Origin of the sequence: Pseudotabrizicola algicola (assembly GCF_010915705.1) — a bacterium.
Taxonomy (GTDB): Bacteria; Pseudomonadota; Alphaproteobacteria; order Rhodobacterales; family Rhodobacteraceae; genus Pseudotabrizicola; species Pseudotabrizicola algicola.
In genome coordinates this window covers 1-18,659 of the sequence record NZ_JAAIKE010000014.1, presented here as the reverse complement: position 1 = coordinate 18,659, position 18,659 = coordinate 1, and the positions used below count along the sequence as shown (strand labels likewise).

At 58.3% G+C, this 18,659-nt stretch carries 15 protein-coding genes and 1 tRNA gene; 8 read left to right on the top strand and 8 right to left on the bottom strand.

Annotation, left to right across the window (positions count from 1 at the left end):
* Window positions 1–2: 2 nt before the first annotated feature.
* Window positions 3–971, bottom strand: coding sequence for a Bug family tripartite tricarboxylate transporter substrate binding protein (locus tag G3572_RS20630; RefSeq protein ID WP_164615416.1), 969 nt, complete (start codon window positions 969–971; stop codon window positions 3–5).
* A gap of 197 nt (window positions 972–1,168) precedes the next feature.
* Here G3572_RS20630 and G3572_RS20625 point away from each other — a divergent pair, with 197 nt between their 5' ends.
* Genes G3572_RS20625 through G3572_RS20615 form a run of 3 tightly spaced genes read left to right on the top strand, consistent with a single transcriptional unit; the run spans window position 1,169 to window position 5,986 of the window.
* Window positions 1,169–2,257, top strand: coding sequence for a mandelate racemase/muconate lactonizing enzyme family protein (locus G3572_RS20625; protein WP_164615414.1), 1,089 nt, complete (start codon window positions 1,169–1,171; stop codon window positions 2,255–2,257).
* Window positions 2,257–3,792 carry an acyl-CoA carboxylase subunit beta gene (locus G3572_RS20620; protein ID WP_164615412.1) on the top strand — a complete coding sequence of 512 codons (1,536 nt, stop codon included), beginning with the start codon at window positions 2,257–2,259 and terminating at the stop codon, window positions 3,790–3,792. The genes G3572_RS20625 and G3572_RS20620 overlap by 1 nt, the downstream gene beginning before the upstream one ends.
* Window positions 3,793–3,802: 10 nt before the next feature.
* Entirely contained in the window at window positions 3,803–5,986 is a 2,184-nt protein-coding gene (locus G3572_RS20615; RefSeq protein ID WP_164615410.1) for an acetate--CoA ligase family protein, read from the top strand.
* A gap of 41 nt (window positions 5,987–6,027) precedes the next feature.
* Here G3572_RS20615 and G3572_RS20610 read toward each other — a convergent pair whose 3' ends face one another.
* From G3572_RS20610 to G3572_RS20595, 4 genes are all read right to left on the bottom strand, one after another.
* Window positions 6,028–6,900: a TrmB family transcriptional regulator gene (locus tag G3572_RS20610; protein ID WP_164615407.1), complete on the bottom strand. Its 873-nt coding sequence runs from the start codon at window positions 6,898–6,900 to the stop codon at window positions 6,028–6,030.
* Window positions 6,901–7,139: 239 nt separating this feature from the next.
* Window positions 7,140–8,135 carry a TRAP transporter substrate-binding protein gene (locus tag G3572_RS20605; protein WP_164615405.1) on the bottom strand — a complete coding sequence of 332 codons (996 nt, stop codon included), beginning with the start codon at window positions 8,133–8,135 and terminating at the stop codon, window positions 7,140–7,142.
* 14 nt (window positions 8,136–8,149) lie between these two features.
* Window positions 8,150–9,445 carry a TRAP transporter large permease gene (locus tag G3572_RS20600; RefSeq protein ID WP_164615403.1) on the bottom strand — a complete coding sequence of 432 codons (1,296 nt, stop codon included), beginning with the start codon at window positions 9,443–9,445 and terminating at the stop codon, window positions 8,150–8,152.
* A 6-nt stretch (window positions 9,446–9,451) separates the two neighbouring features.
* Complete coding sequence (locus G3572_RS20595) at window positions 9,452–9,949, bottom strand: TRAP transporter small permease (protein ID WP_164615401.1); 498 nt, start codon at window positions 9,947–9,949, stop codon at window positions 9,452–9,454.
* Between the two features lie 193 nt (window positions 9,950–10,142).
* On the opposite strand from G3572_RS20595, the gene G3572_RS20590 reads away from it, so the two are divergent.
* Entirely contained in the window at window positions 10,143–11,210 is a 1,068-nt protein-coding gene (locus G3572_RS20590) for a LacI family DNA-binding transcriptional regulator (RefSeq protein ID WP_164615399.1), read from the top strand.
* A gap of 5 nt (window positions 11,211–11,215) precedes the next feature.
* Here G3572_RS20590 and iolC read toward each other — a convergent pair whose 3' ends face one another.
* The gene (gene iolC, locus G3572_RS20585) at window positions 11,216–12,832 is read right to left on the bottom strand and encodes a 5-dehydro-2-deoxygluconokinase (RefSeq protein ID WP_164615397.1); all 1,617 of its coding nucleotides are present in this window, start codon (window positions 12,830–12,832) and stop codon (window positions 11,216–11,218) included.
* 89 nt (window positions 12,833–12,921) lie between these two features.
* Between iolC and G3572_RS20580 the strand changes: the two genes are divergently transcribed.
* From G3572_RS20580 to G3572_RS20570, 3 genes are read left to right on the top strand one after another with little or no spacing between them, the layout of a single operon-like run.
* Window positions 12,922–13,803: a sugar phosphate isomerase/epimerase family protein gene (locus G3572_RS20580; protein ID WP_354004080.1), complete on the top strand. Its 882-nt coding sequence runs from the start codon at window positions 12,922–12,924 to the stop codon at window positions 13,801–13,803.
* A gap of 35 nt (window positions 13,804–13,838) precedes the next feature.
* Window positions 13,839–14,582: an SDR family NAD(P)-dependent oxidoreductase gene (locus tag G3572_RS20575; protein WP_164615393.1), complete on the top strand. Its 744-nt coding sequence runs from the start codon at window positions 13,839–13,841 to the stop codon at window positions 14,580–14,582.
* Window positions 14,583–14,615: 33 nt separating this feature from the next.
* Window positions 14,616–15,461 carry a class II fructose-bisphosphate aldolase gene (locus tag G3572_RS20570; RefSeq protein WP_164615391.1) on the top strand — a complete coding sequence of 282 codons (846 nt, stop codon included), beginning with the start codon at window positions 14,616–14,618 and terminating at the stop codon, window positions 15,459–15,461.
* 391 nt (window positions 15,462–15,852) lie between these two features.
* On the opposite strand, the gene G3572_RS20565 is transcribed toward G3572_RS20570, so the two are convergent.
* Complete coding sequence (locus G3572_RS20565) at window positions 15,853–17,892, bottom strand: autotransporter domain-containing protein (protein ID WP_164615389.1); 2,040 nt, start codon at window positions 17,890–17,892, stop codon at window positions 15,853–15,855.
* A 168-nt stretch (window positions 17,893–18,060) separates the two neighbouring features.
* Here G3572_RS20565 and G3572_RS20560 point away from each other — a divergent pair, with 168 nt between their 5' ends.
* Window positions 18,061–18,291, top strand: a complete 231-nt coding sequence (locus tag G3572_RS20560) for a nucleotidyl transferase AbiEii/AbiGii toxin family protein (protein ID WP_354004079.1) — start codon at window positions 18,061–18,063, stop codon at window positions 18,289–18,291.
* A 215-nt stretch (window positions 18,292–18,506) separates the two neighbouring features.
* On the opposite strand, the gene G3572_RS20555 is transcribed toward G3572_RS20560, so the two are convergent.
* Window positions 18,507–18,583: transfer RNA gene (locus G3572_RS20555), tRNA-Met, on the bottom strand.
* Window positions 18,584–18,659: the final 76 nt, after the last annotated feature.

Sequence of the window (18,659 nt, the reverse complement as noted above, 5' to 3'; positions counted from 1 at the left end):
TGCTACTGCCCTTGTCCAAGCCGGGTAAGCCAAGTTTTCGTCGCCTCTTCCTGCGCCTTCACGAAATCAGTGAACTGCGCCGGTGGCATATAACCTGGGACAAGGTCAGCTTCGGAAATGTAGGCCTGCAGTTCTGGTGTCTGCAGCACCTCGTCCACCACCGCGCACAGCGCCTCCTGCGCCTCGACCGGTGTGTTTTCCGGCACGATGATGCCACGGAACTGCTGCCAGCGCGTATCAACCTCAAATCCGGCTTCGGCATAGGTCGGCACGTCCGGCATGATCGAAGACCGGGTATCAGACATGATGCCGATGACCTTCATCGTTCCGGCTTCTACATGCTGCTTGACCAGCCCGATATAGGAAATGGCCACGGTGTTGTGCCCGCCAAGCGTGGCGGTCGTCGCATCACCGACACTGTTGTAAGGCACCCAGTTGATGGTGCCTTTTTCCAGTTCTGCCGCCTCGTCAAACATCAGCCACGCGACATGGCCGCCTGAAGCCTCCCCGAAGCCCGCAACAGAAACTGATCCCGGCGCGGCTTTGGCCTGCTCCACCAGATCATCAAGCGAGTCAATTCCGCTATCGGCACGCACAGCAAGAAGATAAGGCTCCAGCACCAGGTTGCAGGCCCATTCCACAGAGTCGATGTTGAACTGGCCCGACTGCTGGAACATTCCCAGATGCGACGCGGTCACAGATCCGATGGTCAACCCGTCAGGCTGCGCCCGTGAAAGCTGCGCCATCTGACGCGCGCCACTGCCTCCGGAGCGGTTTTCGACGATGACGTTGACGTTCAGTGATTTCTGCAGTTGTTCCGCGAGCCGACGCGCCATCACATCTGTCGCGCCGCCCGGCTCAACATGCAGCACATACCGGATGTCGCCCCCCGGGTAAGCCTGAGCTGTTGCAGATACCGGTAGCGCAAGGCTCAACAGAGCGGTTGCGAACGCTGTTTTGCAATTCTTCATAATGTCTCCTCCCTTTGGTCGTGCGGCAGATCGTTGTTGCATTAACGACAACCGCATGGCAAAGACTAGGTAAGCGTAGTCGCTTAAGCAACTACTATTTTTCTTTAGTGTTTCCAGACCTCAAGCAGCCAATCCAACCCGTCAGGTTCCCGAAACACAAGGAAATTCCCGGAAGACTGGAATGAACGGAGCAAAAAATGACAACGATTCGGAAGATCACTTTGCGGCGCCTATTGGTGCCGTTGATCCGCCCTTACCGCCTGTCCTATCGAACCTTCGAGTCGTTTGAGCCGTTTCTCGTCGAAGTCGAAGCCTCCGACGGCACATCTGCATTCGCTGATGCCCACATCTCGCCAGGATCCAGCAGCGAGACGCGCGAGGATGGCTGGGCCTTTCTCGACCGACACATCCGCGAAGCCATCGGAAAGACGCCAGATGAAGCCATCGCGAGCACCCTTGCCGCGTTTGAGGACAGCAAGGTTGCCTCAACCGCGCTGGTGACCGCGCTTGAAAGTTTACTTGATGATCCGCTTTTGCAGATTTCTGAAAGTGCCTCGCTCCCTTTGCTAACTCCGATCAACGAGACCGAGCCTGCGAAGATCGAGAAAGAAATTGAAACCTGGCTGGCACAGGGGTTTCGGACCTTTAAGGTTAAGGTCGGCAAGGATGTTCAGGCTGATCTGTCCCGCGTGCAATGCATTCAAGCCGCAAGCAAGGGACTGGCCACACTTCGTCTAGATGCAAACCGTGCCTACAGCCAGGATCAGGGCGTGCGTTTTGCCGCCGCTTTGGACCCTACCGGTATCGAACTCTTTGAACAGCCCTGCGATTCAGAGGACTGGGATGCAAATGCCGCCGTGGCCGCTGCATCGACCGTTCCCCTGATGCTGGACGAGCCGATCTGCACCCTGCGCGATATCGAGCGCGCTGGAACGATCCCTGGCGTTGGATACTGCAAACTGAAGCTGAAGCGCTTCGGGGGACTTGGACGCCTGAAAGAAGGTCTCGACGCGGTTCGCCGCAACGGAATGGAACCCGTCTTGGGCGACGGGCTCGGGTCCGAAGTTCATGCCTGGATGGAAGCCTGCGTCGCCCGAACCACCATCCGCAACGCCGGGGAGTTCAACGGCTTCATCAAAGCCAAAGACCGGCTCTTCGAGACCCCGCTTCCCTTTGCCAACGGCGTGATCGAGCTTGAAGCAGGATACCGGCCCCGGCTTGACCGCGCAAAGCTGGACCAGATGACCGCCGAGCGGGTCGACTACACACATCAAGGGAGAAACTGATGGCACATGAAGACATTCTTGCAGCACTGGATAAGCGCCGCGCGGACGCATCTGCGATGGGCGGGGAAAAAAAGCTGACCCAGCGCCGTGAGCAGGGCCAGTTGAACGCAGAAGAGCGTCTGAATGCGCTGGTCGACGAGGGCAGCTTTTTCGAAATGGGCCTGTTGGGCGCTTCAAGCTATTCAAACGCCGAAGCCGGAAAAACGCCGCGCGATGGCAAGATAACGGGCTTTGGTCGCATTGATGGCCGTGATGTCGGCGTCGTGGTGAACGATTTTACGGTCAAGGGTGCGTCGACCGGATCAACTAATTCGAAAAAGATCGGCTACATCCGCCGCACCGTGACCGAGCGCGGAATGCCGTTTGTGCATATTGGCGAATCCACTGGCGCACGCCTGCCTGATGCGATGGGGTCAAAGGGCATGGGCACCATGCTGGGGAATGACACCAGCCAGTTCCGCCGTATGCGCGACACACCCTGGGCCGCGGCAGCACTTGGCACCTCGTTCGGCTCCTCGGCCTGGCTGTGCTGCTGTTCTGACTTTGCGGTGATGCGCAAGGGTTCGATCATGTCGGTGTCCAGCCCCCGCCTCGTGTCTATGGCGATCGGGGAAAAGGTCGATCTCGAGGAACTCGGCGGCTGGCGTCTGCATGCCGAACAGACCGGCCTGATCGATCATTTTGTCGACACGGATGAAGAGGCAATGGCCGCGATCCGTCGCTTCCTGTCTTACATGCCCTCACATAATGGCGAACTGCCGCCTGTTGCAGCGGCTCCCGAAGGGTCGGGTGACAATCAGGAGCGTATTCTGGACATCGTTCCGGAAAAGCGCACCCAGGTCTATTCGATGAAAAAGGTCATGGACGTGATCTTTGATACAGACAGCATTTTTGAGTTCAAGGCCCGCTTCGGTCGCTCGGCTGTGGTAGCGCTTGCCCGGCTTGACGGCAAGGTTGTCGGGGTCATTGCGAACAATCCCCAGGTCGGGGGCGGCGCGCTGTCTGCCGAGGCTTGCCGCAAGATCATCGATTTCACGGTGCTGTGCGACAGTTTCAACATCCCCATCGTTCGGTTGATGGACACGCCCGGCTTTGTGGTGGGGACAGATGCTGAACGGCGCGGTGCGCCCGGCCACATCATGAACTTCATGAATGCCACCTGCATGACTACGGTTCCACAAGTCACCGTCATTTGCCGCAAGGCCTATGGCCGCGCCTATGTTGCCATGGGTGGTGGCGCGCATAACGATGCCATCGTTGCATGGCCGATGGCCGAGGTCTCTTTCATGGACCCGGTCTTTGCGACGACGATTGTTCACAACCTCAAGGCGGGCGACGAGGGCTTCGAGGCTGCACTGGCCGACATTCAGAAGGATCTGGAAATCTGGGATATGGCGACAATCTTTTCGGCCCATGACGTCATCAAGCCACAAGAGACACGCGCCTATCTGATCCGCATGCTCGACGTGCAGCAGCGACGGCGCACTGGCGGCATCGGCCAGCACCTGATGCGCACATGGCCCACGAGCTATTGAGGTGATACCCATGAACACCCAGTCAATCAGCGCAGCAGAGATCATCGCCCGGGCCCGTGCAGAGGGTCGGCAGGCACTTGACGAAGCCACCGGAAAGACATTGCTTTCACATTTCGGAGTCCGTACGCCACGCTCTGTCGTGGTGACGTCAGCAGAAGAAGGCAGGCAGCGGGCAGCCGGTCTGATCGCCCCCTTTGTCGTCAAGGTCGTCTCGGCCGAGATTTTGCACAAATCGGATGCAGGGGGCGTGACCCTGCATCTGGCCGATGGCGCTGCCGTGGCAGACGCGATCAATGCCATGTCGCAAAAGCCGGGAATTGCCACCGCAAAGGTGGACGGATGGCTTGTCGAGGAAATGATTCCGCCGGGACGCGAAGTCGTCATCGGCGGTTTTCGTGACCCGCAGTTTGGCCCCATGATCATGGTTGGGCTCGGCGGTATCTTTGTCGAAGTGCTCAAGGACGTGTCTTTCCGCATTTGCCCCATCGACCGCACGCAGGCGCAGGAGATGCTATCTGAGTTGAAAGGGCGCTCGCTGCTGCAGGGTGCGCGCGGCGAGGCGGCGGTGAACGAAGGCGCATTGCTGGACGCAATGGTGGCAATCGGCGGCGCGAAGGGGCTGTTGACGACACTGGCCGACGACATTGCTGAACTGGACCTCAATCCTGTCATCGTGTCGGCCAAAGGTGCCGTCGCGGCAGATGCACGGTTCATTCTTTCGGACGCAAAACTCGCTGCGTCTGCTCAAAACGCACGCGATCCGTTGCTTGAATTCCTGCCACTGTTCGAGCCGAAGACCATCGCTGTTCTGGGCGCGTCGACCAAGGATGTCGCAATCGCGAACACGTTTATCCGGCGGCTCAAGGATTTTGGCTATAGCGGCCAGATCTATCCGATCCATCCATCAGCCACGGAAATCGAAGGGCTGACAGCCTATCCGACAATTTCCGAAGCCCCGGAGCCGGTGGATTATGCCTACATCGCCATCGGGGCGACGCGGATTCCGGACGTGATCGCCAATGCCGCGGGGCGACTGAAAATCGCCCAGGTCATCTCATCGGGTTTCGGCGAGATGGAGGAAGGGCGCGCACTGCAGGAAGATCTGGTGCGCAAGGCCGCTGCCGCGGATGTGCGCGTGCTGGGCCCAAATTGTCTGGGCACCTATTCGCCCCGTGGCGGTCTGACCTTTCCGGTGGGCGCACCGCGCGATGTAGGCCACATCGGCATTGTCTCGCAGTCCGGCGGTCTGTCGACTGACATCATCAAACGTGGTCAGTGGCGTGGCCTGCGCTTCTCAGGGCTTGTCACGATCGGCAATAGTGCTGACGTGACGCCCCATGAACTGGTGAACTACTACTTTGCTGATCCCCAAACCAAAGCGGTGGGCCTTTACATTGAAGATGTGCGTGAAGGCCGGGCGTTTTTCGACCTGTTGCGCAACCATCCAGCTCCAAAACCGGTCGTGATCCTGAAAGGCGGGCGCAGCGCGTTGGGCCGTGCAGCGGCTGCGTCGCACACAGGGGCTCTTGCTGGCGATGATCGGGCCTGGGATGCACTGGCGGCACAGTTGCCCGTGGCCTTGGTGACGACCGTCGATGAATTCATCGATGCCCTTCTGGTGCTGCAATCGTTTGAATTGCGCCCCGACAAACCGACGCGTGATGTCGTTCTTTTCGGGAATGGCGGAGGATCAAGTGTTCTGGGGACCGATGTGTTTGCTGCGAACGGCCTGACAGTCGCGCCCTTCTCGGCAGACGTTCTGGCTCCGCTCGAAGCGATGGGCCTGCCGCCCGGAACCAGCGTCCTGAACCCGATAGACACACCCGTTCGGACGCTTCAGGAAAAGGACGGCTGGATCGCCGGTGAAATCCTAGATCACGTTCTCGCGGGCGCCGCGCCTGATGCGGTGGCGATGCACCTCAATCTCGCGGCTTTTGTTGGCAGGGGAAGTGTCGATCCGATTGCCAATCTGTTTGCGGTCATTGAAGACAGGTTGCGCAAATTCCCGGGGGTCGCCCATTTCGCATTGGCACTGCGAGCAGACGGTTCGCCCGAGTTGGAAGAAAAGCGGCGGATCTACCGGGAAAAGGCGCGGGTTCTTGGCATCCCGGTCTTTGACGAGATACCCGCCATGGCAGGAGCGCTTGCCATCGTCGCCCATCTTGAGAAGCGGCTTGCCAGTCGGATGACATGATCTGGAGCGGGGGCGGGGGCTGACCCCAAACCGCCCCCGCGTTACGCCAGACCGGTTTTTTTCTTGAAGCTTTCAGCCTGCTCCTCGGTAAAACAAGCCAGCCGAAGATCGCGTAGATAGGGACCGAAAGCATCGTCGATTTGGTCCCCAAACCGCGCAAATATTTCTGCCATGTAGAAATCATGACGGATCAGAGACTCTGCCATCGTCACGATTGGGCCGTTTCGGGTGTGAACGGCGACAACTTCCTTCTGGATCGTTGCCGTAACCATTTCATTGTGATCGGTGGCAATGGTGAAAAGATTGTCAGTCTTGCCCATCCGCACCCCATTGCCTTCGTGGATGTAAACCTTGCAGGCAGGACCGAACCTGAACTCCTCGGCGTCCGGACCAAACAACACGATGAGCATCTCGACACCTCGGTTACCGGCGCGTTGAAGTGCAGGTTTGTGTCGGAAAAGAATGTCAGATGCGGCTTTGACCATCAGACTGTGCTCGGTCCCATCAATCAAAGCGTCGATCTTGGCGTGCACCTGATCTTCGCCTGACAGGGTCCAGACATACTGATCGTCCACCGTCCAAACCATCGCTGCCAATCTAGCAGACACGCGATCACAAATAGCACTGGTTCGCCGCGTCAACTCGTTCAATATTTGATCCGGCGGGGCCGCCACATAGCGCGCTGGTGCTTCGCTTACGGGCAACACGACACCACGCTGTGCCAAGCTTTCCAGAGCGTTATAGGTATTGGGACGTGGAACGCCGGCATTCTTGGAAACCTCGTAAGCAGTCGCGGGGCTTTGTCGCAGCAGCTGAATGTAAACTTTTGCTTCATAATCAGTGAAGCCCAGCGCCCGAAGGTCCGATAAGACCTCAGCTGCAACCACACCCAAAGTTGCTATGTTTCCACTCATTATCTTCGATCCCGTTCGACCTGAATAGCTTCGGCTATCATAGTTGGAAGGTCGACAGCAGGCAACTCATAGCTCCAAAGTAGCGAGACTACCTTACATGCAAACGCGGCCTGACCTGCCGCTGAAGTTTTCTCGCGATGATGTACAGCGTACAGTGGCTGCTGAACTTGATCGTTTAATGTACGAAATTGGCAGGGAGCCTTGCGACGCCCTGCCCTTGAGATAAAATCAATCCCGTATCAGTTGGTCTTGGCCTCTTCAAAGATTGCGATAGCTTCGTTGGCCCATTCTTCGCCGCCCACTACGCCATAGAGTGATGGCCAGATGCCGCGCGCCGCATCACTCCATTTTTCTTCGTCCTTGGGTGCGCCCGAAAGAGTCATTCCGTTCTCGGAAAGGAATTTCATGGCCTCTTCGGTCTGCGCCGCATTCGCAGCGCGACCTGCCACGACCGCCTCTTGGCCGGCCCGAGAAACGGCGTCCTGCAGATCGGCAGGCAGCGACTGGTAGAACTGCTCGCTGATCAGCAGCGGCCCGGTCCAGATCATGTAGTGAATTTCAGTGATGTAGCTCTGGATCTCGTAAAACTTAGACGTCTGGGCCGTGGTATAGGGATTTTCCTGACCGTCGATGACCCGCTGCTGAAGCGCTGTGAAGACCTCGCCCCAGCCCATCGGCACCGGCTCGATGCCCCATGCCTGAAAGGTCTTGATCACGATTTCATTCGGAGACACCCGGATTTTCAGACCTTTTAGATCTTCAAGCGTTTCGACAGGCCGGACCGAGTTGGTCATGACGCGGAAGCCTTTTTCAAGGATTCCGAGAAAGCGGATACCCGCCTCTTCCGTGGTGCGCTCGTTGATTGCAGGGAGGATCGCATCCAGCCCGGCATGTGCCTCTTCACTGTTCGTAAACAGGTAGGGCAAGAGGAAAACACCAACAGACGGAGAAACGGGATGGACATTGGCCATCGCCGGGATCTGTGCCTGAATGGTGTTGTTGCGCACAGCGCGAACGACTTCCTCTTCGCTGCCAAGCTGGTTGGACGGGAAGATCTGCACCGCGACCCGCCCGCCGGAATACTCCGCGACCTTTTCCGCAAATGTCATTGCGGTGATGTGTGTCGGATTGGATTCGTTGTCGCCATGCGACAAACGGATTGTAAAGTCTTGCGCCAGCACAGACGTCGCAAGCGACCCCAGTGTCAGGGCAAGTGCACCAGCCTTGATGAACATAGTTACCTCCTCCTCTATAACCGAACATAGCCAAACAGCGAGGGCAGCCAGAGCGTGACGGCGGGCACGAAAGCCACAAGCAGCATCACCGCGCTTTCAGCAATGACGAACGGCAAGGCACCTTTGGACACGTCTTCAAGCCGCGCCTTCGCTATCTCCCCTGCCACAAAAAGATTCACCCCGAGCGGTGGTGTTTGATAACCGACCTCGCAAGCGATCACGAACATCACGCCGAACTGGATCGGATGCAGACCAGCTTCCATCGCGACCGGCAGCAGCAGGGGCGTTAGGATCACAATCTGCGTTATGGTCTCCATCCACATACCGATGAACAAAAGCAGCAGTGCGATGAGCAGAATCATCAATGTGCCGTTCGCGATGTTTTCTACCAGAAAGGCAGACACATCCTGCGGAATCTGGTGGATGGCCATCAGACGACCAAAAACAAGTCCCGTGGACAGGATAATCAGCACGGTGCCCGAGATCTTTGCGGTCTGTAGGAGACATTCGTAGAAGCCACGCCAGGTCAGCGCCCGGTTGATGGCGACGCCGACGAATATGGCATAGAGGGCCCCGGCAACCGATGCTTCGGTGACGGTAAAGGTACCGGTGTAGATCCCGCCGAGGATCACAACCGGTGCAAAAAGCGCCCAGCGCGCCTTGGCCAGTGCGGCCCGGATTTCCTGACCGCGGTTTCCCTGTATTTTTGCCGAACCAAATCCATTGCGCTTGCAGATGAACTTCGAAGTTCCATACAGCACGATGGCAAGCAGGATACCTGGGATGATGCCTGCAACGAACAGCCCTGTGATCGAGGTTTCCGCCGTGATGCCGTAAATGATCATCGGGATGGAGGGCGGAATGACAACCCCCAGCCCGCCCGCACTTGCCGTAAGACCGCCGGCAAATCCCTTGCTGTAGCCGTCACGCATCATTGCCGGAATCATGATCGACCCGATAGCGGCAGTTGTCGCAGGCCCCGATCCGGTGATCGCCGCAAACAGTGAACAAGCAAGAATGGTGACCGTGCCGAGGCCCCCAGGCGCATCGCCCACGATGCTTCGGGACAGGGCAACTAGATCATGAGTCAGCCGCCCCCGCTCCATCAGCGTGCCAGCCAGAATGAACATCGGGATCGCGATCAGGGTGAAAGAATCGATGGCGCTGAACGCGTTTTGGGCCAGATATTCGAGCGGCAGTCCTGCAGCCAGCAATGCGGCCAGTGCCGCCATTCCAAGCGCCCCGGCGACGGGCATCCCGATCAAGATCGAACCGACAAATGCGATGAGAATGATGAGGCTAGGGCTCATTTCAGATCACATCTCCGCCTGTGCGTCGGTCATATCCAGCTCTCCGCGCGCGCGGCGGCGGATATTCACCAAAATACGAACAGAGAGAATGAAGAACGCGACAGGTATGATCGCAAAGGCCCAGATCAGGTTAATGCCCGTTGTCGGAAGGCGGTACGGGTACTGCCAGAGCGACATTGAATAAATGCAGGCACCGTAGATCACGACGGCGTTGAAACCGATCCAGCAAAGATCTGCGATTCCCAGGACGACAAGCTGCAATCTGTGAGGCAAAAAAGTGATGTGCAGCGCGACCCGGATGTGCTTGTCTTCAATAGACGCCACCAGAACGCTGGCATATACCGCCCAGACAAACACGATCCGGATCACCTCTTCAAGCCAGGTGATCGAGGTTCCAAAGCCAAAACGCAGGACAACCTGCGCGGTCATCATGACCATCAGAATTGTCAGGAGGACAGCCGCAATTGCGGTTTCCACACCAAATTTTGGAAAATCTCTCTCCATCAGCTTCGCCTCCCCCAAGGCTGGCCTGCGCCCTCCCTGCTCCGTCATTGAGTTTGTAACCGATTACATTCACTGTCAAGACATGGGGACGGATTCGGTGAAATTAGGGCAAGGTGCATAAACCTGCTGTCGCGTTATCCGTGCAGAAGATATAGTTCAAAGGGCCGATCAGACGCAGGGGTTGAGGTTCGCGATGGATAACGAACCAAGTGAAGAGCGGCGATCCACAAGGCTACGAAAGGGATCGGGCTCAATAGGGATCCGCGATGTTGCCGAAAGAGCTGGGGTTTCGACAGCGACCGTTTCACGGGCTTTCAACGCGCCCAAATCGGTCAGCGAAACCATCCGGCGCAAGGTTACCGAGGCGGCTAATGCCCTTGCCTATATCCCGCACAACGCAGCGCGGGCGCTGTCTTCGCAACGGTCTCGCAACATTGGCATCGTGATACCCACGATCCAGAATTCGATTTTCGCAACGCAGGTTGAAAGTCTGCAGCAGCGGGCCGCCGGCCTTGGTTACAACCTGCTTGTGGCACTGGCAGGTTTCAACCGCGACATCGAAGCGGAGAAAATCCAGCAACTTGTCCGGACCGGCGTCGACGGCATCATGCTGATCGGAGCCGATCATCGCGCCGAAGTTTACCGGCTGCTGCAATCGCGCGACATTGCCTACGTAAACACAAGTGTTTTTAACGCGACTTCCCCACATCCCAATGTCGGTTTCAACAATGCCGAGGCGATGTCGCGGATCGCGAAATACCTGATCAGCATTGGTCACCTGAAGATCTGTGTCATCAGCGGCGACGTCGTAGAAAGCGACCGTGCGCGACTGCGGCTAGAAGGCATCAGAAACGCCATGAAAAGCGCTGGCCTTCCGCTGCCAGATGAGCAGATCCGGATCTGCGCCTACGAAATGTCGGCCTCCCGCCAGGCCTGCCGGGACCTGCTGAACCGGACGCCCGATGCCACGGCGATCATGTGCCACAATGACGTGCAGGCCTTCGGTGCTTTGCTGGAACTCCAGTCCCTGGGGCTGCGCGTGCCCGAAGATATCTCTGTAACGGGCTTCGATGATCTGGAATGGGCGCGCCATCTCTCCCCTGCCCTAACAACGGTCCGTGTGCCTTGGGGCAAAATGGCTGAACTCGCAGCCGAGGTTCTGGTCGCGCAGTTGAACGGCAGCGAGTTTCCCCAAGCCACATTGCTGGACTTCGATCTGGTTGTAAGGGATTCGACGGCACCGCCACGGCCGCGACCCTAAGCAGATCAGACCGGACCAACATCCGATCTTTGCAGAATCCCGCGCGGCGCGATCGGCTGGCCATTGATCAGCTCAACCAGAGCCCGATCGGCTGCGTTCACCATCCACCATTCTGGGCAAAGGTCTGCTTCAAGGATGGCCAGTGCAACAGCACGCGGATCGCTGGCGTCCGATATGTCGGCGAGGATCTCGTGCCGGGTTTCTACGGCCGCTTCTGCCAAAGCCGCCAGCATCTCCACCTCTGCTGTGGTTGCCGCTGCGGCCCACAAAATATGCTCTCTTGGCCAACGGCGCAGTGCAGACATCGCCTGAATGCCACCCCGAAGGCTGCTGTCCACTGTAAGCCTGCGCGCAATCCAAAGGGATGTGCCGGTCAGTTCCGCAAGCTCTGCGAAACTATCAGTGGCCGGAAACAGCAACCCATTCAACCGCCCCTCCGCCACTGCTTTCCGCGCCGCGCCAACAGAGTCTGTAAACGCTGTCTCAGAAAGGTGCCCGATTTTGTTTGGAACCACCTTCACCTGCCTGCCGAGTTGCGCATGCAATTGTCTCATTCGGGTGCTCTTCTCTGGCTGTGTGATTCCTTCGGCTATGAAGACGTCGATCTCTTCACGCGATGGGGCAGAATCAGAACACCCGTGGCGGGCCACATTGATTGCACCACAGGCATTGGCGATACGGCAGCTTTCCTCCAGCGATTGGCCGGTCAGCCAGCCAGAGGCAAAGCCGGCCATGAAACTGTCGCCTGCCCCGGCGGTGTTCATCACCTCGATCCGGAAACCCGCAACTACAACGCCTGCGTCAACGCTGTCCGGAACCGGTCCGTCAAATGCAACGCAACCGACTGGACCACGCTTCAACACGACCGTCGCATCCGAAACGGCCCGGATACGCCGCACCGCTTCCAGACTGTCGGTGGAACCACCGGCAATGGCGATCTCTTCCTCGGTTCCGACGATCAGGTCGAACTGCGGCAGAAACTCGACAAACGACTCAGTGACAACGGACGACTCGACAAAGGCCGCTTCGCCGGAGCCATGCCCCACCAACCCCCACAAGGCCGGACGATAGTCGACATCAAGCACAGTCGCGCAGCCCGCCTCGCGCGCAAGCTGCAAGGCCCGACGGCACGTGCCGCGCAAAGAGTCGCTGGCAAAAAAAGAGCCGTTGATCAGCACGGCGCGGGCATCGCGAAACATTTCGCGGTCAAGATCTTCAGCCGTCAGGTTCAGATAGGCCCCACCGTTGGTGAACAAATCGCGCGGAAAGGTTTCGCGGTCGCGGACACCCAGAATGCACAGCGGCGTTGGCGCAACAGGATCTACAATGACCCCTTTTGTGGCAACGCCGTTGCGCTCCATAGTCTCACGCACAAGCCGACCCATGTGATCATCGCCCAGCCGAAGGACCATTGCTGCGTTGAGGCCAAGCCGAGCGACGCCGACACAGATGTTCAGCGCACTTCCTCCGACATAGGCAGAAAATGAAACCGCATCCTCAAGCCTGCCACCAAGCTGATCGGCATAGAGGTCAGCGATGCCCCGCCCGATGCAGATCAGATCAGTGCCTCTGCTTCCGGGCGGTGTGAGGTCCCGGCCGAACGTTTTCATCGTGACAGTCATCGCTAAACTCCTCCGAAGCAGGGCGTTGAAGATCTATCACTTGCGTAACCGGTTACATTTTGCAAGATCTAGGATTATAGAAATTGTAGATGGTTTCGAGGATGATGAAGGTCCGAACAGCAATTCACGCGGCGATCTGGTCAACGGACCCAAAGCCCGAGGTGCTGGGCCGGACTCTGCGCGGCGCGGCTTCGGCAGGCTTTGACTGTGTGGCGCTGCCATTGCGCGACCCCGCGAGGATCATACCGTCGCAAGTCGCCGCCGCGTTCCAAGCAGCAGGGCTCGGCGCAATCGGGACAGCCGGCGTCCCGCCGCATTCAGACCCGGGCTCGCCCGATGCCGACGCGCGCGCGCGTGGCAGAGATCATCTGGAACTGGCCGTCGCTCTGGCCCGTGACTGCGGAATGACCCAAATCAATGGCATACTCTATGGGCCGCTTGGCCGCGCAGCCGGTCCGGTGTCGGACGACACAATCCAGCGCAGCGCAGACACACTGCATCATGTGGCCGAGATTGCCGAAACATCTGGTATCCGGCTGTGCATTGAACTTGTGAACCGATATGAAACCGCACTGCTGAACACCGTTGAAAGCGGCCTGACCTATCTGGCAGATGCCGGTCACGCTAACCTGCATCTTCACCTTGATACATTTCACATGTCGATCGAGGAGGCAGACGTACCATCCGCGGTGCTGCGCGCTTTGCCGCGCCTAGGGTATTTCGAGCTGGATCAAAGCCATCGCGGGCGGCTCGATCAAGGGTCGCTTGACCTTGCAGCCATGTCTGCGCCGCTGGTCGCTGCCGGTTATGATGGTCTTGTCGGGGTCGAAGCTTTTGCGCGTAGCCGGCTGGCAGATGACCACGCAAATGCACTGGCGATCTGGCGCAATCATTTTGATGATGCCGACGGTTTCGCGTGTAACGCGATGGACATGATCCGCAACATCTTTGGGCGAAGGCCTGTAGCATAATACGCCACACACTCAGCTTGATTGGGAGGATCGACATGCATGAGATCAAACGCCAGCTTGCCATGGTGACCGGAGCGGCCGGCACCTTGGGACAGGCAATCACACGGCAGCTTGTTGCTGACGGCCACCGTGTCATCGCAACTGACCTGCGGGCAGAGATGATGGACAGCCTTGTTGAAGATACCGGCGGTCATGTGGTTGCCGTCGGGATTGATGTGTCTGATTCCGAAGCTGTTGAAGCAGTTTACAAAGACCTTCTGGTCCGCGAAGGGCCCGTAAGCATCCTGGTCAACAATGCGGGCATCCTGTCCAACAACAAGGCCGTTGAAACCACGCCCGAAGAATGGCGACGCGTGATGTCGGTTAATCTCGACGGCGCGTTTTACCTGTCCCGGCAAGTGCTGGGCGGGATGAAAGACAACGGTTGGGGTCGCATCGTCAACATCTGCTCTCTCGGAATTAAGACAGGGGGCCTAACGGCAGGCACGGCCTATGCCGCGTCAAAGGGTGGCCTTGGCGTTCTGACCTTCTCGCTGGCCCGCGAGTCTGCAGCCTTCGGCGTGACCGTGAACGGCATTGCTCCCGGCTATGTGCTGACGCCGATGGTGACCGAGCAGCTGACGCAGGCGCAACGGGACAAGCTTCTGACGGAAATTCCGGTCGGCCGGTTTTGCAGAGCTGAAGAGGTCGCCCATCTTGTCGCCTATCTTGCCGGTCCCCACAGCGGTTTCATCACCGGCGAGATTGTTGACATGAACGGTGGATTACACATGGACTGATGGCGCAAACGCCATCCACAAAAGGATAATCGTATGCCGTTGCAAAGTCTCGCGCCAATGCTTTGTGCTGCTCGCGAACGCGGCTATGCCGTCGCGCAGTTCAATGTCGACACGATCGAGATTGCCCAGGCGGTCCTGATCGCGGCGCAGGATATGCGGTCCCCGGTCATCCTTGCCATCGGTCAGGGCGTGGACCGGGTTGGCCGAATGGAAGCCGTTGCGGCCGGGATTCTTCAACTGGCCCGGCACGTAACAGTGCCGGTCTGTCTGCACCTTGATCACTCCGAAAGCCTCCCCCAGATTGACCGGGCGCTTGCGCTCGGGTTTACGGGCATCATGATCGATGCTTCTTCGCATCCTATGATCGACAACATTTCGGCGACACGCATGGTTATGGATCTGTGTCGCCAGATTGGTGCCGGTGTGGAAGCAGAGCTTGGCCGGATCGCAGGGGTCGAAGATGGTCTTAGCGTCGGTGAGAATCAGGTTTTTTCTGTCTCATTCGACACCGTGCAGCAGTACGTTGCCGCTGTCAGACCCGATGCGCTTGCTGTCGCGGTGGGAACTGCACACGGGTTCTACAAAGCGGCTCCGAAGATCGACTTCAAGCTAATTGCCAAACTTCGGGCCGCGAATATGCCGCCTCTGGTTTTGCATGGCGGGTCGGGACTTGCGGATGACGTGCTGCGGCAGGCAGTCGAAATCGGCATTTCCAAGATGAACTTCGCAACCGAACTGCGCCACGCCTATGTAGAAGCGACCCGCCTGGCCGCCACCAGCGGGGCCTCGATCTTCGACGTCCTCAGAAGCGGTGCAGATGCAGCGGCGGACGTTGCGCGTTCAAAACTGACACTGGTCGGCTCAAGCGGGCAGTGCTGATCTGCCCAATCCGCCGCGATTTCAAGCAGCACCGGCGGCATGATGGTGTTCAGGTGCTGATCGACAATCTAGATCGCCAAGAAGATGGAAACATCGGCAGGCTCCCTCACGGCTAGGCGCATAGCGTGTATACCACAGCGACTTGAACACCATGTTCGCGTTGACCGCGTTGCGCTGAGCAACCTAGACAACCGACATGGCCGACGCAGTCGTCTGCAGGCAGATCGACCGCTTCTCCTCATTCGTCCGAGGCCCCCTGACGTTGCCACCACATTCTATCCAGCGTCACCGAGACTCGGAGCCAGAGTGAACACCCAAAGTGTGGTCTGTCCCTCTGTATATTACCTCCGGCCCTCAATTATGAGGGCCGGAGCCGAGAGCATTGCGACGGTCAGAATTGCATGCTGTAGGAGACCCCAACGCCCACTGAACGCGTCGTTCCATAGACAGCGTCGCCGACCCGCAGATTTCCCGTCACACTTGACCCGTTCTCAAAGTCATGGGTGTAGTCAACGGTCGCAAAACCGCGGGTGCGGTTTGGGCTGAAGGTGCCACCAATGTCGAAAGTCGCCAGCCCGGGAATGTCGGATGTCCCGGTCAGGCGAGGGCGTTCCGGGTTCAGTTCCTGGTCGACGCCCACTCCGATCGCCAGTCGCCCACGCTCGCTCACGTCAAACGCTCCCGTCACGCCCAACGTCGCCACGGTCCGACTGCTGCGCATCTCGTCATAGCTGGCGTTGAAGCTGGCACCCGTTTCGGCATAGGCCTCGCGGCGGGTGTCATAATGCGCGATGCCAATCTGCGATGTGATCAGCCAATCACCGTGCTCAAGCCCGTGTCCTATGCTGGCCTTTACGGCCCGGGTTTCGACTGTTGACGAGCCCGTCGCCAAAAGCACATCCGTCAGCAGTCGGCCGCGGGCGATTTCACCCTCGGATGTCATATAGCCGATTGCACCGCTGAACTGCAGGCCCGTGCGCGCGGCACCACCTGCGCTGTACTGACCCCACAGGGCTGCGCCCAGATCCGTATCCATGTCGAAGGCGTTGTTTTTCAGGCTGGTGCCGCTCAGGCTGAGGGTTGCGCCCAGTGTGACTGTGTCACTGATCCCGCGCCCGAAGCTGATCGCGCCAACCGAAGAATTGCGCGCGCCAACCGTCGTCGGGTTGCGCCCGGTGTGCTGGATATTGGTCTGAGCAGACATGACCATCTGACCGGATTGCACAAAAGCCTGCTGCTCCATGGTCTGACCCAGCGCAAACTGCTGTTCGGCTTGTGCGACGGCACTGTCATTGCCAAGGATCGGGACAGAGGCGGTGAGGTTGGCAATGTCTTCCATGGTGCCGTCGTCGCCCGCCTCGCGCCAGATGAAAGCTCTGCTTGTTCCCATATCATAGTGATCTTCTCCGTAGCTTGCACTCTCCCCCACCACGATGGACCCGTCGGCACTTACGCCGTTGGCAATGCTGTAGGATGCTCCGGTCAATCCACCAAGGTTCTGCATGCCCACGCCTTCCACCCACCGGAATGCCCAGCCTGATGCGCCATCGTCGGAATATCCCACCACGACAGAGCCATCGGCATTCACAGCCGTGGCGTCGCTGTAGCTTCCGCCTTCAAACGTGCCGAGGTCTTCCATCTGGGGGTTGCTGGAAACTCCGGCAGTGCCATTCGCGATCCAGCGAAAGGCATGCGTTGAATCATCGGCCGTGGCAGCGGAACCCACAACGATGGAACCATCCGGGGTCACCGCATTCGCGCGACTGCGGACATACCCACCGAGGCTTCCCAAAGACTGCATCCCGCTGCCTTCGACCCAGCGAAATGCGACCCACCACCCGGTGTAGTAATGCCCCACGATGACGGTACCGTCAGAATTGACGCCGAAGGCTTCGCTGTGGGTTCCGGTGATAAGGCTTTCCATCGACGTTTCGGTCCAGCGATAAGCAAGCTGGAGATCCGAAACGGTGCTGTATCCAACAACGACAGATCCATCCGGACTGACAGCATTCGCCGTGGTGTTTCCGCCGGCAAGAGTGCCAATGTCTGACATTCCCACACCGTCAACCCATCGAAATGCGCGATTTCCGCTGGTACCCACCACGACAGTACCATCCGCATTGACACCTCTTGCCGTGGTGTAGTCGTCGTAGAGCACTCCAAGGTTTTGCATACCGCCACTTTGGGTCCAGCGGAACGGGCGCATGCCGTCATTGGTGTTGGCGCTGCCGATCACAACAGTCCCGTCAGCACTGACGCCCGATGCCGCGCTGCGGGTTCCGGTGTCCAACGTGCCAAGATCACAGATTTCATATGCCTCTGTCCCGACCGGTGCCGCGCTATCGCACTCGAGGACTTGTGCAAAGGCGGTTGCTCCCATGCAGGAGAGCGTAACAGCCGCGCCAAGGCTCATGCCGACGGTCTGCACCATGCGACCTCTTTGCAGATGAAGCATGCTCATACCGTCTCCCATTCCTGATCCACGAAAATAGTTAATTTTCTGCATTAACTTCCAGTGCGGACCTGCGGAGGCCAAGTCGACGATTGATGTCAGACTGAATGTTTCTGAGGCAAAAGGGGAACAGTCTCGCAAGGCGATGTGCGGAGCGCCGAGGGGTTTCAGCCAATCGTTGCGCTGGGCATTGCCAATAGCCGGATGAAGGATTTCTACGACCTCTGGGCGCTGCCGAAGGCAGTCGGGATTGACATGAAGGATCTCGCCGATGCGATCCTGGGAACCTTTGAGCGCAGAAATACATTGGTTCCGGCGACCTGCCCAGTCGGCTTGTCGGCAGAGTTCACAGCTGACCCGGACAAGATGACCCAGTGACGTGCCTATTCCGACGGGACCGCGCTGGACGGCAAATCTTTCGCCGAAGTCACGACGGACATTTGGACATTGCTGGAACCAGCCTGCAAACCGGCGTGATGACACCCTCTTCCAAGGGGGCCTCATCAAACGTTGAGGTGGCGTTGAGGTAAAACGCGCAAGCGAAAGCCCGACGTTTCCGCCGGGTTACAAGTATTTGATATGATGTAATTTTTTGGTTGCGGGGACAGGATTTGAACCTGTGACCTTCAGGTTATGAGCCTGACGAGCTACCGGGCTGCTCCACCCCGCGCCATTCCCGAGGGCGATTAATTTCGATCGGGTTTTTGTTATCGTATTGAGAGTTTTGTCTCTTATTAGGTTTGGCG

Coding starts and splice junctions, on each gene's coding strand:
- G3572_RS20630 (WP_164615416.1), bottom strand. CDS start 971: ATGAAGAATTGCAAAACAGCGTTCGCAACCGCTCTGTTGAGCCTTGCG.
- G3572_RS20575 (WP_164615393.1), top strand. CDS start 13,839: ATGCATGAGATCAAACGCCAGCTTGCCATGGTGACCGGAGCGGCCGGC.
- G3572_RS20600 (WP_164615403.1), bottom strand. CDS start 9,445: ATGAGCCCTAGCCTCATCATTCTCATCGCATTTGTCGGTTCGATCTTG.
- G3572_RS20605 (WP_164615405.1), bottom strand. CDS start 8,135: ATGTTCATCAAGGCTGGTGCACTTGCCCTGACACTGGGGTCGCTTGCG.
- G3572_RS20615 (WP_164615410.1), top strand. CDS start 3,803: ATGAACACCCAGTCAATCAGCGCAGCAGAGATCATCGCCCGGGCCCGT.
- G3572_RS20590 (WP_164615399.1), top strand. CDS start 10,143: ATGGATAACGAACCAAGTGAAGAGCGGCGATCCACAAGGCTACGAAAG.
- G3572_RS20595 (WP_164615401.1), bottom strand. CDS start 9,949: ATGGAGAGAGATTTTCCAAAATTTGGTGTGGAAACCGCAATTGCGGCT.
- iolC (WP_164615397.1), bottom strand. CDS start 12,832: ATGACTGTCACGATGAAAACGTTCGGCCGGGACCTCACACCGCCCGGA.
- G3572_RS20620 (WP_164615412.1), top strand. CDS start 2,257: ATGGCACATGAAGACATTCTTGCAGCACTGGATAAGCGCCGCGCGGAC.
- G3572_RS20625 (WP_164615414.1), top strand. CDS start 1,169: ATGACAACGATTCGGAAGATCACTTTGCGGCGCCTATTGGTGCCGTTG.
- G3572_RS20570 (WP_164615391.1), top strand. CDS start 14,616: ATGCCGTTGCAAAGTCTCGCGCCAATGCTTTGTGCTGCTCGCGAACGC.
- G3572_RS20610 (WP_164615407.1), bottom strand. CDS start 6,900: ATGAGTGGAAACATAGCAACTTTGGGTGTGGTTGCAGCTGAGGTCTTA.
- G3572_RS20580 (WP_354004080.1), top strand. CDS start 12,922: ATGGTTTCGAGGATGATGAAGGTCCGAACAGCAATTCACGCGGCGATC.
- G3572_RS20565 (WP_164615389.1), bottom strand. CDS start 17,892: ATGGTGCAGACCGTCGGCATGAGCCTTGGCGCGGCTGTTACGCTCTCC.